Source organism: Chamaesiphon sp. GL140_3_metabinner_50, assembly GCF_025361915.1.
In the GTDB taxonomy this organism is placed as follows: domain Bacteria; phylum Cyanobacteriota; class Cyanobacteriia; order Cyanobacteriales; family Chamaesiphonaceae; genus Chamaesiphon.
Window position 1 is genome coordinate 1 of sequence record NZ_JANYJC010000237.1, and the last position, 12,646, is coordinate 12,646.

Consider the following 12,646-nt stretch of genomic DNA (forward strand, 5'->3'; position numbering starts at 1 on the left):
AGCCTTGTGTTTGAATCGCAAACTAAAAAATCGCTCTTTACTAGTTAGGGGGCGATTTTTAGTTGAAGCTAACTTAATCGATCGCATTGAGATCTGTTTGACAAATGCGATCGAGCTTGCTAAGTTCGATCTCATATGCAAGATCCAACCATCAAACTGATTCTGGTCGCTACTAACTACAACCTCGCCATAGCCTTTCAAGAACGCTTTGCTTATTTACCAAACGTAGAAGTCGCCAACTATGGCTTCGAGCGACTAGCTAGCTACGATTGTCTCGTCAGTCCTGGAAATTCTTTTGGCATGATGGATGGTGGTGTAGATGCCGCCATTACCAAATTTTTTGGCAAATCTCTAATGGAACGAGTCCAAGAACAGATTCTCGATGACTATTTAGGAGAACAATCGGTAGGTACTTCCATCATTGTGGCAACCGGACACCCCCAACACCCCTGGCTGGCACATACCCCAACGATGCGCGTACCGATGCCGATTGTCGGTACAGATATTCCTTACATCGCGATGTGGGCGATGCTATTAGCCGTCAGACAACACAATCGCCATGCCGATCGCCAGATTACCACGATCGCGTGTCCGGGATTGGGAACGGGAATCGGGCAGATGCCCCCCGCTGAAGCTGCCAGACAAATGGCATTAGCTTACGATCGATTTATCTATCCCCCAAAATTTCTCAACGGGTTTGTAGCCGCATCCAGACAACTGGAGATTTGGGAGCCGATTGATTAGTCGTAACCGAGAGCCTCTCCGATGGAGAATCGAACTCACACCAATTCACATACTTGTGGAATATACTGATGCTGTTAGTAACAAATTTTACTATAACTACTAATAGCGATCTAGACTCTGCTATCGTTTCCTATGCTGCAAATTCAATTAATCCACCTCCTTTACCTAAGTATCATCCTCGCTCCTGGTATTATCTCTGGGGCGATAGTTACCTGGAAAACCCGCTCGGCTTGGTCTTTATTCATCACGATCGGTTGCTCTCTGGCTGGTTCTTTTATTGTCGCGATTAGTACCGTGCTGTTTGGTAAACTGGCGGCTCCATTGTTAGTGACTTGGATTGGCTCTTGGGCAGATCTTATCGACTTTACTCAAGTACCCGTAACCTCGGAATATGGCTGGTTCGCAGCTTTACCTTTTTACCTATTATCTTATCTCCGCTATTCGATCGTGGCACCGAGTGGAGCGGTTGCGGGTGCGACTTTAGCGGGAATGTTAATGCTGGTACGCTATCGGTTAATGCAAGAGGGTGGCAAATTCGATCGATCTCATGCTTGGGTTGCAGGCTTTGGGAGTGCGGTCGTGGGTGGTATCCTCGGTGTCTGTTCGATTTTGCTGTTTTGTTGGCTTGGATGGCAACTATTATTACTGGCAAATGGCACGTTTAGATCTGCTGGTGGTGATTTTACCACTTTCGCTCAAATCGCTTGGGGCGTGTCGATTCTGGTAAATGGCTTAGTTTGTGGGTTGATTAGCGCGGTTTGCGGCATCAAGTTAGCCAAAATTTTGATGTAGACAGTCTGAGTGCGTACTTTCGATCGCTAAAAAAACCCTTGTCGGCGCAAATCATCAATTGCCCTGACAAGGGTTTTTTAAATAGTATATTAGGAACGCTTAGAAACTAGACTTTTTAGAGTTATACTAGAAACCCGACAAGACAGTCGGGTTTGTGTCTCTAGCTTCTCAATCTGCGAAGTCCAATATTTAGCCGTTTACAGTATGGTTTAGACGTTATCGATCGCTCACTGAAGATTAATCGGCGTTAACTTCTGGCGAAGACATTGGTAGCTCGATTACTGTCTCGCTCTTGGCTGGCATCGCCAGGATCGGATCGTTGAGTGCCAGCATTAGTGGTGCGGGCGTATTGGCTTTATTTGCCGCGAATTGAAGTTGTGGGCTGTTATCACCAATTATACCACTCAAGCCAGTGACTGCGGCGATGAATGTTGCGGCGATTGTACCGCCACCAATCCAGGCAAATTTGCGGTTGCGCTGGCGATCGAGTTTGGCAAATACGCCTGTAGATAGAGCCGCCGCCGATTGGCTGCTGGGTACCACCATCCGGGGAATTGCCACATGGATTTGTTGCATTTGGCGATACTGGCGTTGAAATGCGATATCGTTTGCCAGCAAAGCTTCTACTTGCTTGCGCTCGCTAGGGGTCACCTCTCCATCTAGATAGGCACTGAGCAATTCAAACCGTTCGTCTAAAACGTCCCCAGATCGCTCCCCATCGAAGTTGTCAGTCATGTTCCGAACCTCAATTCTCCTGTGTGTGTCTCAACTTCAAATATTTTTTAATTTTAGCAAGCTAAATCTAAATATATTGCTAATATTCCCAATTTTGGGGACTTAGTTACGATTCAAAATAGCCAGTTAACTGCGATTGCAATCCTGCTCTGGCTCTAGCAATGCGTGATTTTACAGTCCCGATCGAGACTCCAGTTACATCCGCAATCTCTTCGTAGGAGAGTCCTTCGATTTCGCGCAGGACGATCGTCGTCCGGAAAGCGGCGGGTAAATTGGCGATCGCGGTTTTCAATTGGTCGTAAAATTCCACCGTACTGAGGTGTTCTGAGGGATTGGGAGTATCGGATGCAATATCCCATTCGATCGTCCCGTCGCCGACGTTAATCGGTGCATCTAGCGATAATGGTGGAGCCACCCGCTTGCGTTTGCGGAGTTCGTCGTAAAACAGGTTAGTCGCGATCCGACTCAGCCAGCCGCGAAATTTTTCTGGCTCGTTGAGACTCTTGATATTTTTGTAGACCCGAATCCACACTTCCTGAGCTAGATCCGCTCGATCTTGCCAATCTGGAGCCAAGTGGTACAAGATCCGATCGACGTGAGACTGATGCCGACGCATTAGTTCGGCTAGAGCGGCTCGATCTGCGCGTAACCCAGACTGAGCGAGCAAAATCAGCTCATTATTCGGTAATTTATCTAATTTAGCTACTTGCACTCTGGTTCGAGGGAGGTTTTCCTCAAGCTGGGACCAAGATAGGGAAAGTGATTGACTCATGGCGGTTATGGTTGTGCGAGCATCCTCACTTTTCCATGACCATCATTGAGCCAGTGATGTTCCCAAATCTAGATTTGGGTACTTGGCGGTTGGAAATCGGCTTGCGCTTCCAACCGACCGAGACTTAGGCTTTAATCTTGAGTAATTCGACATCAAAGATCAGAGTAGCATTAGGAGGGATCGCACCGCCAGCACCGCGCGCTCCATAACCTAATTCTGCGGGAATAATCAGCTTGCGACGACCGCCAACTTTCATGGTACTGAGTCCTTCGTCCCAGCCTTTAATCACTTGTCCTTCGCCAATTTGGAACTCAAAAGCAGAGTTGCGATCGCGAGAACTATCGAATTTCTTGCCGTTCTCTAGGGTACCAGTGTAATGAACCGACACCGTTTGCCCTTTAGCGGGGAGTTCGCCCGTACCTTCGGTAATTTCGACGTATTTTAGTCCCGAAGCCGTTGTCACTTGATTTTCGTTATTATCCATAGCAATTAAGTTAGAAGGTGTGGATGTAGATTGGCTGACAGTTGCCATCGTGGGGGTGTTGAGGATGGCGTTAGCAGTTGCATCTGGTGTCCCTACCGCAAACTGAAAGACGAGGATTAAGATCCCACATCCGAGCATCAATCCTAAACTGACTAAAATTTCTTGCATGAGACTCAATTTGATTTTAACCACTACTTGATTATAGTCATCAGTGGCTAATGGCTAGGGCAATGGCATCATAAGTTCAAATCTTGCAATATTAGTCTCGATTCTGTTATTTCCAGAGTTTATTTTCCAACTCTCGGACTTGACGTTCGAGCCTGTCGATCCGTCCGCGTAGTTCGTCCATTTCGTTCTGACGCGGTACGCCCAGATCCTGCATGGCATTGCGAATCATCCGCTGCATCTGAAGTTCAAAGTTAGCCGGATCGAGCTTCATCTGCCCCATCAGGTCATCGACAAATGATTTTGCTTGGTCGGGATCGATCTTACCTTCTTTGACCAATTGTTCGCTCATTTCTTTAACGCGATCGGCGACTAAGGAAGTCGTGCCCAAACCGATAGTTAAAATTTGTTGCAGCCAGTTGTTGTTATCCATAGCAAATATCGATCGTTACTCCTATTTTAGTCGGGAGCGGAACTCGCGATCGGGTAGATATCCGAATCTGGTACATTGTCGATTTATAGCATCCGCAGATCGTTATCGTAGTTTAAATACACGTCCGCACCGATCGGAGCCTCTGGGAACGAGAATTTCAAACTGGGTTACTGTCTCTGGCCAAATCCACCGAATTTGGTTACCAATTTTTTGATATTTTTGGAGCGTGCGTTTGTAAACGATTTGATTTTCACACAAAATTTCTAAACCGACGACGATCGAATTGTGTTCGATTTCTCGGAACAGGGCAGCATCGAGCAAGGCGCGGGTACTGCAATTAAACTGATTGTAGAAAAGTCGCAGTCGATCGCCAAAAGTCTCCTCTGTAAACAGATCGTCCCAATCGAAGGGGGGGCAGAATAAATAATCTTCTTCTTCTGGTTCTAGGAAATGCATACAAAAGATCTGGTGGGAATGCAACAACAATATTATGAGATATCTCTGGTTGCCTCAACTTATTGTCGATGAATTGCGATCGAATTAGATCGGACTTTTGTATGAGATTTACTAGTTAAATTAATGAATTTTTCCTGAATTGCTCGGAAATTAACTTTTTGGCACCAATTTAGCTGCCAGAATCCCGCCCAAAAATCCAAACAGATGTCCTTCCCAGGAAATGCCTGGTAATGAGGGGAAAATGCCCCACAGCACGCTACCGTAGCTAAAACCGACAAATAGTGCAATTAGTCCAGAACTCAAGCGACGATCGAAATAATACAAAGCGAGTAGATAACCGATATAGCCAAACACCACGCCACTAGCACCGATATGTAAGCCAGTTGCGCCAAATAACCACGTACCAAAGCCCCCGACAACCGCACAGATAATTGAGACGATGACAAAGTTAGCGATGCTTTGAGACATAATCAGCCAACCGAGAATCAAAAATGGCACGGTGTTGGCACTCAGGTGGGCGTAGTTGACATGTAAAAATGGTGCAAATAAAATTCCGCGCAACCCGATCGCCTGACGGGGTAAAATACCCCAAGTGTCGAGCTGGTAATGAAAGACAGACACATCAAGCACCTCCACCAGCCACATCAATCCGACGATGCTACCTAGAATCCAAATCTGGGATTTAATTTCGCTAACAATCTCTTTCATCGTGCTTGCCTAGTTTACGGTTGCGATCGATCTTAACTACCTTATCTAGATTAGCAATTCCCGATGCGATCGGCGAGGGTTCAGCTAAATGAGCTTTTAGTGGATAGTGGATAGCTTGCGACTTACGCGACAGCCGTAGCGTAGCGTCTCCGTAAGGAGAAGTGTGGATAGTGCTGATAATTGCCAACTCAAAGCCTAAAACCTAAAACCTAGAACCTAAAGCCTAAAGTTAAGTTTCCGACAGAGAGAGCGATCGCGGCAAAGGTAGTTTGGTATGGTAAAAAGTCAATCGTCAGATTAGGAGCCAGTCATGATTTCTACTTCATCTACCACCGCTGATTCTGCCTACATTGCCTCCGAGCTGCCCAGTATCTGTGGGCGCGAAGCCGAGATTCAGGCGGCTGTCAATCGTGACGAACCGATCTTTTTGCCCACTAGCAATCTTCATCTAAATGAGATGACAGCGGGGTTTGCGTGCGCGCTCCACATGCATCAACCCACTATTCCGGCGGGCGCAGATGGCGAACTCATCGGACATCTGCAATACATGTTCGAGCATCAAGGCGAAGGCGACAATCATAATGCGGGTGTATTTGCCTGGTGCTATGCGCGGATGGGTGAATTTATCCCCGACTTAGTAGCACAAGGTTGCAACCCGCGCATTATGCTCGACTATTCGGGAAACCTGTTGTGGGGATTGCAGCAGATGGGGCGAAATGACGTGCTAGACCACTTGAAAAAGATTACATGCGATCGACAGTATCAGCCGCATGTCGAGTGGCTGGGGACGATGTGGAGCCATGCTGTGGTACCTTCTACGCCGACTCCCGATATTAAGTTACAGATTCAGGCATGGCAACATCATTTTGCGGAGATATTTGGCTTAGAAGCACTGGGGCGGGTGAAAGGGTTCTCACCGCCAGAGATGCATTTACCCAATCATCCCGATGTATTGTATGAGTATATTAAAGCTCTCAAGGAGTGCGGTTATCGGTGGTTGATGGTGCAAGAGCATTCTGTCGAACAGCTCGATGGTGGGAGTTTAACTCAAGATAACAAATATCTACCCAATCGCCTCGTGGCGCGGAATTCTCAGGGGCAAACGGTAAGTATTACGGCATTAATTAAAACCCAAGGATCGGATACCAAATTAGTCGCTCAGATGCAGCCTTATTATGAAGCCAAAAGTCGGGGCAAACAACAACTAGCCGGGAAATCGATTCCGTGTTTGGTTACTCAAATTGCCGATGGTGAAAATGGGGGCGTGATGATGAATGAATTCCCCCGCGATTTTCCGCGCCCGTGGCACGAAATTAAAGGTCAAAGTAATGGGGTTGTCGGGTGCAACGGGACTGAATATTTAGAATTACTCGCAAGTATCGGCATAGCTGAAGCAGATTACCCAGTTTGTCAAGGAGTGCAACAGCATAAAATTTGGCAATTAGTAAATCCCGAACATGCCGATACCCGCTCTGTCGAAAATGCGATCGAAGCCCTGAAAAAAACCGACCATACCTTTCATATGGATGGCGCATCTTGGACGAATAATCTGAGTTGGGTACAGGGCTATGATAATGTATTAGATCCGATGTATCGATTGAGCGCGTTGTTTCATCAAAAGTTCGATGCCTTAGTCAGTGCCGATCCGAGTGTGACCTCGCGATCGGATTATCAAGCAGCTTTGCTCTACAATCTGTTGGTACAGACTAGTTGCTTTCGCTACTGGGGTCAAGGGACTTGGACTGAATACGCACGAGAATTATATCGGCGCGGGTTAGAATTAGTGAGTTAAATGTCGGTCGGAAATCCGACCCATTGGGATTGGAACAAATCGGGTATTATATTGACCTATATTAGTTTCCGTCCCTCTTATTAAAAAAACTTTAATAAATGAAACCAGCGATCGTAGGTGGCAGGTTAGATACCAATCGAATTCTCATTGTTGATGATGCTCCAGAAATTCTATCGATTACCGATGCAATTTTATCCTCCGCAGGATATGAAACAATTGCATATACCGACGGATCGATCGCCTTGCAAATTATGAATCTGTTACCGCCAGATTTAATTATTCTCGATGTTAATATGCCCCAAATTGATGGGTTTGAGATGACTAGACGGATTCGTAGTAATTCAGTTTGGGATTTGACACCGATTCTACTATTTACTTCACTCGATCGATCTCAAGCAGTACTGGGATTAGAATGTGGAGCCGATGACATCCTCAGCAAACCCGCATCGATCGACGAGCTGCTAGGTAAAGTTAGTTTATTACTGCATTCCCGCCATCGTCAACAACTCAGAGCTGGCTAACCTCGACAGTCTCAAAAAATAGGGTAGTAGGGGTAATTCATGAATTACCCCTACCCTAAATTTTTATTCGATCGAATCGAGATCGATTTACAAACAAAATAAATATTTACTCCTTACTTCTTACTCCTTACTCCCATCTCCCATCGAAAGATCGAACTTACACTTTTGCCCGATCGCACGAGTCAGCAAATCCTGATATGCTTTAGCCTCGATCGTGTAAGAGCCAAAACGTTCTAGATGAGGATTGGTCATTTGGGCATCGAATAGCGTAAACTGCTGCTGGCGCAGATGCTCGACAAGTTTTACCATCGCCACCTTCGAGCCTTCGGGAATGTTAAAAAACATCGATTCCCCAATAAACGCACTCCCAATCGCCAAGCCTAAAATCCCTCCGGCTAATTCAGTGCCTTGCCAAGTTTCAAAACTATACGCCCAACCAGCTTGACACAATTCCCAGTAAATATCCTGAAGTTCGGTTGAAATCCAAGTTGTATCTCGCTCGGCACAACCTTTAACAACCGCTCGAAAATCTCCATTAATCCGCACAGTAAAACGGTTTTGATTGATAACCCGCCGCAAAGATGTCGGATAGCGAAACCGATCGTTCAACGGAATTAACGCATGTTCGTTGCTAGAATACCATTGAAGACCGCTATCTTCATCATCCGCCATTAAAAAATAACCCTGCGAATAGCCTTCAATAATTGCTGATAAATGGTATTTCACGATAGGTGTTGGGTATTAGGTATTAGGCGTTAAGCGTTAGGTTTTAGGTTTTAGGCTTTGGCTATTAGGGGATACAGTTTGGCTTTAAAGGTAATTGCACGCTTAAAATTCCTACTCTTTACTTCTTATTTCTTACTCCTTACTTCTTACTTCTTACTCCGGTCAGTGAGCGATAGCCGAACTGTACTCCTTACTCTCCCACTTAGTAGCCCACGACTCTTTCTCAAAGCCGCGTTGTCTCTATTATGATAGTAAGTGAGACGAGAACCACAAGCAGAAAATATGGATATTGGCATTCCCAAAGAAACCAAAGACCAAGAGTTTAGAGTCGGATTGACTCCGAGTATCGTGCGGGCGTTAACCGATCGAGGACATCAAGTATATCTCGAAACCAATGCTGGAGTGGGTTCTAGTTTTCTCGACACCGAATATATTCAAGCTGGAGCCAAAATTGTCCCCACCGCCGCTGCTGCTTGGGATCGGGAAATGGTTGTCAAAGTTAAAGAACCCCTCTCGACAGAATACTCATACCTTCAAAAAAACCAAATTCTGTTTACCTATCTCCACCTCGCCGCCAATCGCACTTTAACCGAGCAACTCATCGATATCGGGGTCAGTGCAATCGCTTATGAGACAGTAGAATTACCAGATGGGAAACTCCCGCTCCTCGCACCAATGAGCATCATCGCTGGGAGACTATCAGTGCAATTTGGGGCGAGATATCTAGAGAAACAACAGGGCGGTAGCGGTGTCCTCCTCGGCGGGGTACCGGGCGTACAAACCGGACGAGTCACTATCCTGGGTGGGGGAATCGTGGGTACTGAAGCCGCGCGGATGGCGGTGGGAATGGGCGCACAGGTAACGATTCTAGATGTGAATGTCGATCGATTGAGCTATCTGGAAACCATCTTTGGCTCGCGCGTGACTTATCTTTACAGCAATGCTGACAATATCGAAATGTCCGTTCGCAGTGCGGATCTGTTAATTGGGGCGGTGTTAATCTTGGGCAAACGTGCGCCGATTCTCGTCTCTAAGGCGATTGTCGAGCAGATGAAACCGGGTTCGGTCATAATCGATGTCGCTGTCGATCAGGGGGGTTGTATCGAGACGCTACGCCCGACTTCTCATACCAGTCCCGTGTATATCGAGTCGGGTGTCGTCCATTACGGCGTACCAAATATGCCTGGAGCCGTTCCGTGGACGGCAACACAAGCTTTAAATAATAGTACCGCGCCATACGTAATTAAACTAGCCGATCGTGGTTTAGACGCGCTGGCTCTAGATCTCAATTTGGCTAAAGGAGTAAATGTACGCGGTGGATCGATCGTCCATCCAGCCGTGCGATCGGTTTTTCCAGATTTAGCTAGCGACTAAGCCAGAAAGTAAAGTGCGAGCGATGGATAATTTACGCTTAAATTTAGGTTGTGGAGCAAAACGACTTGACGGCTACATCAATGTTGATAAATTTGGCGATCCAGATCTTCGCTTCGATCTCGAAACTTTCCCCTATCCTTGGGGCGATAATACTGTAGTGGAGATCGAACTGCACCACGTACTAGAGCATCTCGGACAACAGACAGCAACTTATTTAAAAATTATTCAGGAGTTGTATCGAATTTGTATGCCAGGAGCAAAACTCCACATTACGGTTCCCCATCATCGCAGTGATAGCTTTTTTCACGATCCAACTCACGTTCGTCCCATCACTACAGTGGGATTGAGCATGTTCTCAAAACAACTCAATCGAGAGTGGCAAGAAAGAGGTAAAGCGTTTACATTACTTGCCCTTTATTTAGATGTTGATTTTGAGGTGACTGAAGTTGTTTATACACCAAGTCAAGTGTGGACAGATCGATATCCAGAGAGTGCGACGGATGCAAACAGATTAGTCAAAGAGAGCGAAATTTATAGCAATCTGATTAAGCAGGTAGAAATGACGTTGGTAGCCGTCAAATGATTGTCTTCAATCCAAAGCACAGCCAGCAAGCTGCCCACTCGAAAACCTTGATAAACAACGTTCAAACAGCAAACAGTCGCAAGCAGGCGAGTTAATTGAGCTATGCTGGGCAATCGGGTAATAATGGAAGCTAAATCTATTGTTAAAAACCGCCCATGTCGATCGATACCAACCAACTACAACACCTAAAACCCCTCAGTGTCCCCAACCGTCTCTTACTTGGCCCTGGGCCTTGTAATGCTCATCCTACCGTCTTAGCAGCGATGAGTACGACCCCTTTAGGACATCTCGATCCGGCATTCTTGCAGATTATGGACGAAATTCAGTCCCTATTAAGATATGCTTGGCAAACCAATAACCCCCATACGATCGCAGTCAGCGGGACTGGTACGGCGGCGATGGAAGCAACAGTCGCCAATAGTGTCGAGCCTGGAGATGTGATGCTAATTGGGGTAGCGGGATATTTTGGGAATCGATTGGTAGATATGGCGGGACGCTACGGTGCAGATGTTCGCACCATCTCTAAACCTTGGGGTCAAAATTTCTCCCTCGACGAACTCCGCACTGCAATGGCTACCCACCGTCCGAAAATCTTGGGATTGGTTCATGCTGAGACATCTACAGGCTGCCGCCAACCAGTTGAAGGCGTGGGCGAATTGTGTCGGGAGTACGACTGTTTGCTGCTGCTCGACACCGTAACTAGCCTAGGCGGCGTGCCAGTTCACCTCGATGATTGGGGGGTCGATCTGGCTTATAGCTGCTCTCAGAAGGGCTTAGGCTGCGCTCCTGGCGCATCGCCATTTACAATGAGTCCCCGCGCAATGGCAAAATTATTAGCCCGCAAGACAAAGGTACCGAATTGGTATCTAGATATGCTGCTATTGGGCAAATATTGGGGTACCGATCGGATGTATCATCATACCGCGCCCATCAATCTCTACTATGGTTTGCGTGAAGCTCTGCGGTTAGTCTCCGAAGAAGGCATCGATAATAGTTGGACTCGACATCAAGCAAACGTTGAGTATTTGTGGTCTAGTTTAGAATCGATCGGGCTGAAAATGCACGTCGAAAAACAATATCGGTTACCCACCCTCACGACTGTCTGTATCCCCGATGGTGTCGATGGTAAAACTGTCGCCAAACAACTACTCACCGAGCATAATATCGAAATCGGTGGCGGTTTGGGCGAGTTAGCGGGTAAAGTGTGGCGGGTAGGTTTGATGGGGTATAACAGCAAGCAGGAAAGTGTCGATCGATTGATTGCGGCATTAAAGCAAGTTATTTAATCATTAATTAATTTCCAATCTTTTTAACATCGCCGATCGCGCTCGATCGGCTAAAGTATTGTCTATTGGGGCAAGATTTATTCTGGTTCGATAAATCGGTTATTTATACTGACCATGAGTATTTAAGAACTCGCGCAGGTTCCAGGTGGAAGTCTTTATCTGCTTGCAATCTGCTGTACCCTTTATATTATCGATCGGTTAAATCGTCATAATTGGTATAGCTCTCGAAACCAGCTCACAAACTGCTGCGCTTCTGGATGCTGGGGATCTAGAATTCTCTCTTTGATTGCCTGATGAAGCTGTCTACCTGGTGGCTTTTGCCAAGCCAGCCAGCTATAAATACGAGCTTTATCTCGATGATATTCAGTAAAAGGCGCACCCTTTTCTTTTGCCTGATTAATAGCTTCACCAGCAAACTCCCACAACGAAGAAGTATCTGTAGGTAGTAAATATCCTAGAAATGTCTCCAACATTCCTGGCAACTTATTATCAGGCATAATCCAAATACCAACTCGAACGCCATTATCAGCTTCAATAATCAAACCATCTTCTGGTAATTCTTCAGATATATTTGAGATCGATCTGCTATTGCGGCAAGCATTTCTAATCGCTATCCATCGATCGATTGGGTTTTCATCAGCATCTAACAATATACCTAAAGCCTCAATACCATCCGCTTTAAGTTCGGTCGAAATCGATCCTGGTTTAATTATATTTTCATAACCTTCATAATCTTTGATATGAACGATCGTATTTTTACCGCTACCCCAATCAATCCCATTAAGTTCTATCAATTCGGGGATAGTTCTCTTCTCATCTTGACCCTCAACTAGCAGCACCTTTCTATAAATTGCCATTAGTTAGCGCACCTCAATATCTCGCTCGACCGCGATCGCCATTTCTTCTTCATTGAAGACAATGCTCGTCTTTTTTCCTCGCTCGATCCGATGGATCGCGATATCGTCGCTGGGGATGTCATCAGAATTAGCAACTTCCGCCAGACTTTTCCAGCAGTCACTATTATGAGTGGTTGCAAACACTTGAATATCTAGCTTTTCAGCAGTTTTACAAATGA

General features: G+C 46.1%; 16 protein-coding genes and 1 pseudogene. 8 read left to right on the forward strand and 9 right to left on the reverse strand.

The genetic code is table 11. The annotated features are described in order from the left end of the window. Positions 1–135: 135 nt before the first annotated feature. Both Q0R35_RS11715 and Q0R35_RS11720 read left to right on the forward strand, forming a co-directional pair. A complete protein-coding gene (locus Q0R35_RS11715; RefSeq protein WP_295618026.1) occupies positions 136–744 on the forward strand; it encodes a macro domain-containing protein in 609 nt (202 codons plus the stop codon). 132 nt (positions 745–876) lie between these two features. Next, positions 877–1,536 carry a hypothetical protein gene (locus Q0R35_RS11720; protein WP_295618029.1) on the forward strand — a complete coding sequence of 220 codons (660 nt, stop codon included), beginning with the start codon at positions 877–879 and terminating at the stop codon, positions 1,534–1,536. A 237-nt stretch (positions 1,537–1,773) separates the two neighbouring features. Here Q0R35_RS11720 and Q0R35_RS11725 read toward each other — a convergent pair whose 3' ends face one another. Then, positions 1,774–2,271, reverse strand: a complete 498-nt coding sequence (locus Q0R35_RS11725; protein ID WP_295618032.1) for an anti-sigma factor — start codon at positions 2,269–2,271, stop codon at positions 1,774–1,776. A 106-nt stretch (positions 2,272–2,377) separates the two neighbouring features. After that, on the reverse strand, positions 2,378–3,043 hold the full coding sequence (locus tag Q0R35_RS11730) for a sigma-70 family RNA polymerase sigma factor (protein ID WP_295618035.1): 666 nt from the start codon (positions 3,041–3,043) through the stop codon (positions 2,378–2,380). On the opposite strand from Q0R35_RS11730, the gene Q0R35_RS11735 reads away from it, so the two are divergent. Then, a complete protein-coding gene (locus Q0R35_RS11735; RefSeq protein ID WP_295618073.1) occupies positions 3,031–3,171 on the forward strand; it encodes a hypothetical protein in 141 nt (46 codons plus the stop codon). The two genes, Q0R35_RS11730 and Q0R35_RS11735, sit on opposite strands and share 13 nt — an antisense overlap. Here Q0R35_RS11735 and Q0R35_RS11740 read toward each other — a convergent pair. The 4 genes from Q0R35_RS11740 to Q0R35_RS11755 form a co-directional block, all read right to left on the reverse strand. Beyond that, positions 3,168–3,695, reverse strand: a complete 528-nt coding sequence (locus Q0R35_RS11740) for an FKBP-type peptidyl-prolyl cis-trans isomerase (RefSeq protein ID WP_295618067.1) — start codon at positions 3,693–3,695, stop codon at positions 3,168–3,170. The two genes, Q0R35_RS11735 and Q0R35_RS11740, sit on opposite strands and share 4 nt — an antisense overlap. A 106-nt stretch (positions 3,696–3,801) precedes the next feature. Continuing rightward, positions 3,802–4,125: a phasin family protein gene (locus tag Q0R35_RS11745; protein ID WP_295618038.1), complete on the reverse strand. Its 324-nt coding sequence runs from the start codon at positions 4,123–4,125 to the stop codon at positions 3,802–3,804. 102 nt (positions 4,126–4,227) lie between these two features. After that, the gene (locus Q0R35_RS11750) at positions 4,228–4,581 is read right to left on the reverse strand and encodes a hypothetical protein (protein WP_295618041.1); all 354 of its coding nucleotides are present in this window, start codon (positions 4,579–4,581) and stop codon (positions 4,228–4,230) included. A gap of 150 nt (positions 4,582–4,731) precedes the next feature. Further along, positions 4,732–5,289, reverse strand: a complete 558-nt coding sequence (locus Q0R35_RS11755; protein ID WP_295618044.1) for a rhomboid family intramembrane serine protease — start codon at positions 5,287–5,289, stop codon at positions 4,732–4,734. Between the two features lie 310 nt (positions 5,290–5,599). Between Q0R35_RS11755 and Q0R35_RS11760 the strand changes: the two genes are divergently transcribed. Both Q0R35_RS11760 and Q0R35_RS11765 read left to right on the forward strand, forming a co-directional pair. Further along, positions 5,600–7,081: a glycosyl hydrolase family 57 gene (locus Q0R35_RS11760; protein WP_295618047.1), complete on the forward strand. Its 1,482-nt coding sequence runs from the start codon at positions 5,600–5,602 to the stop codon at positions 7,079–7,081. A 98-nt stretch (positions 7,082–7,179) separates the two neighbouring features. Next, on the forward strand, positions 7,180–7,602 hold the full coding sequence (locus Q0R35_RS11765; RefSeq protein ID WP_295618050.1) for a response regulator: 423 nt from the start codon (positions 7,180–7,182) through the stop codon (positions 7,600–7,602). A gap of 120 nt (positions 7,603–7,722) precedes the next feature. Here the strand turns inward: Q0R35_RS11765 and aat are convergent, their stop codons facing one another. Next, positions 7,723–8,328: a leucyl/phenylalanyl-tRNA--protein transferase gene (aat, locus tag Q0R35_RS11770; RefSeq protein WP_295618053.1), complete on the reverse strand. Its 606-nt coding sequence runs from the start codon at positions 8,326–8,328 to the stop codon at positions 7,723–7,725. Between the two features lie 282 nt (positions 8,329–8,610). Between aat and ald the strand changes: the two genes are divergently transcribed. From ald to Q0R35_RS11785, 3 genes are all read left to right on the forward strand, one after another. Beyond that, the gene (gene ald / locus Q0R35_RS11775; RefSeq protein ID WP_295618070.1) at positions 8,611–9,702 is read left to right on the forward strand and encodes an alanine dehydrogenase; all 1,092 of its coding nucleotides are present in this window, start codon (positions 8,611–8,613) and stop codon (positions 9,700–9,702) included. Positions 9,703–9,724: 22 nt separating this feature from the next. Continuing rightward, the gene (locus Q0R35_RS11780; protein ID WP_295618056.1) at positions 9,725–10,285 is read left to right on the forward strand and encodes a hypothetical protein; all 561 of its coding nucleotides are present in this window, start codon (positions 9,725–9,727) and stop codon (positions 10,283–10,285) included. A gap of 155 nt (positions 10,286–10,440) precedes the next feature. Beyond that, entirely contained in the window at positions 10,441–11,571 is a 1,131-nt protein-coding gene (locus Q0R35_RS11785) for an alanine--glyoxylate aminotransferase family protein (RefSeq protein ID WP_295618059.1), read from the forward strand. A gap of 206 nt (positions 11,572–11,777) precedes the next feature. On the opposite strand, the gene Q0R35_RS11790 is transcribed toward Q0R35_RS11785, so the two are convergent. Beyond that, positions 11,778–12,428: a DUF3226 domain-containing protein gene (locus tag Q0R35_RS11790; RefSeq protein ID WP_295618062.1), complete on the reverse strand. Its 651-nt coding sequence runs from the start codon at positions 12,426–12,428 to the stop codon at positions 11,778–11,780. 3 nt (positions 12,429–12,431) lie between these two features. Then, positions 12,432–12,646 (reverse strand): annotated as a pseudogene (locus tag Q0R35_RS11795) (chromosome segregation protein SMC); the annotation flags it as partial.

Excerpts from the sequence above, each read along its gene's own strand:
- Q0R35_RS11715 (WP_295618026.1), top strand. The coding sequence starts at position 136 with ATGCAAGATCCAACCATCAAACTGATTCTGGTCGCTACTAACTACAAC.
- Q0R35_RS11720 (WP_295618029.1), top strand. The coding sequence starts at position 877 with ATGCTGCAAATTCAATTAATCCACCTCCTTTACCTAAGTATCATCCTC.
- Q0R35_RS11725 (WP_295618032.1), bottom strand. The coding sequence starts at position 2,271 with ATGACTGACAACTTCGATGGGGAGCGATCTGGGGACGTTTTAGACGAA.
- Q0R35_RS11730 (WP_295618035.1), bottom strand. The coding sequence starts at position 3,043 with ATGAGTCAATCACTTTCCCTATCTTGGTCCCAGCTTGAGGAAAACCTC.
- Q0R35_RS11740 (WP_295618067.1), bottom strand. The coding sequence starts at position 3,695 with ATGCAAGAAATTTTAGTCAGTTTAGGATTGATGCTCGGATGTGGGATC.
- Q0R35_RS11745 (WP_295618038.1), bottom strand. The coding sequence starts at position 4,125 with ATGGATAACAACAACTGGCTGCAACAAATTTTAACTATCGGTTTGGGC.
- Q0R35_RS11750 (WP_295618041.1), bottom strand. The coding sequence starts at position 4,581 with ATGCATTTCCTAGAACCAGAAGAAGAAGATTATTTATTCTGCCCCCCC.
- Q0R35_RS11755 (WP_295618044.1), bottom strand. The coding sequence starts at position 5,289 with ATGAAAGAGATTGTTAGCGAAATTAAATCCCAGATTTGGATTCTAGGT.
- Q0R35_RS11760 (WP_295618047.1), top strand. The coding sequence starts at position 5,600 with ATGATTTCTACTTCATCTACCACCGCTGATTCTGCCTACATTGCCTCC.
- Q0R35_RS11765 (WP_295618050.1), top strand. The coding sequence starts at position 7,180 with ATGAAACCAGCGATCGTAGGTGGCAGGTTAGATACCAATCGAATTCTC.
- ald (WP_295618070.1), top strand. The coding sequence starts at position 8,611 with ATGGATATTGGCATTCCCAAAGAAACCAAAGACCAAGAGTTTAGAGTC.
- Q0R35_RS11780 (WP_295618056.1), top strand. The coding sequence starts at position 9,725 with ATGGATAATTTACGCTTAAATTTAGGTTGTGGAGCAAAACGACTTGAC.
- Q0R35_RS11785 (WP_295618059.1), top strand. The coding sequence starts at position 10,441 with ATGTCGATCGATACCAACCAACTACAACACCTAAAACCCCTCAGTGTC.
- Q0R35_RS11790 (WP_295618062.1), bottom strand. The coding sequence starts at position 12,428 with ATGGCAATTTATAGAAAGGTGCTGCTAGTTGAGGGTCAAGATGAGAAG.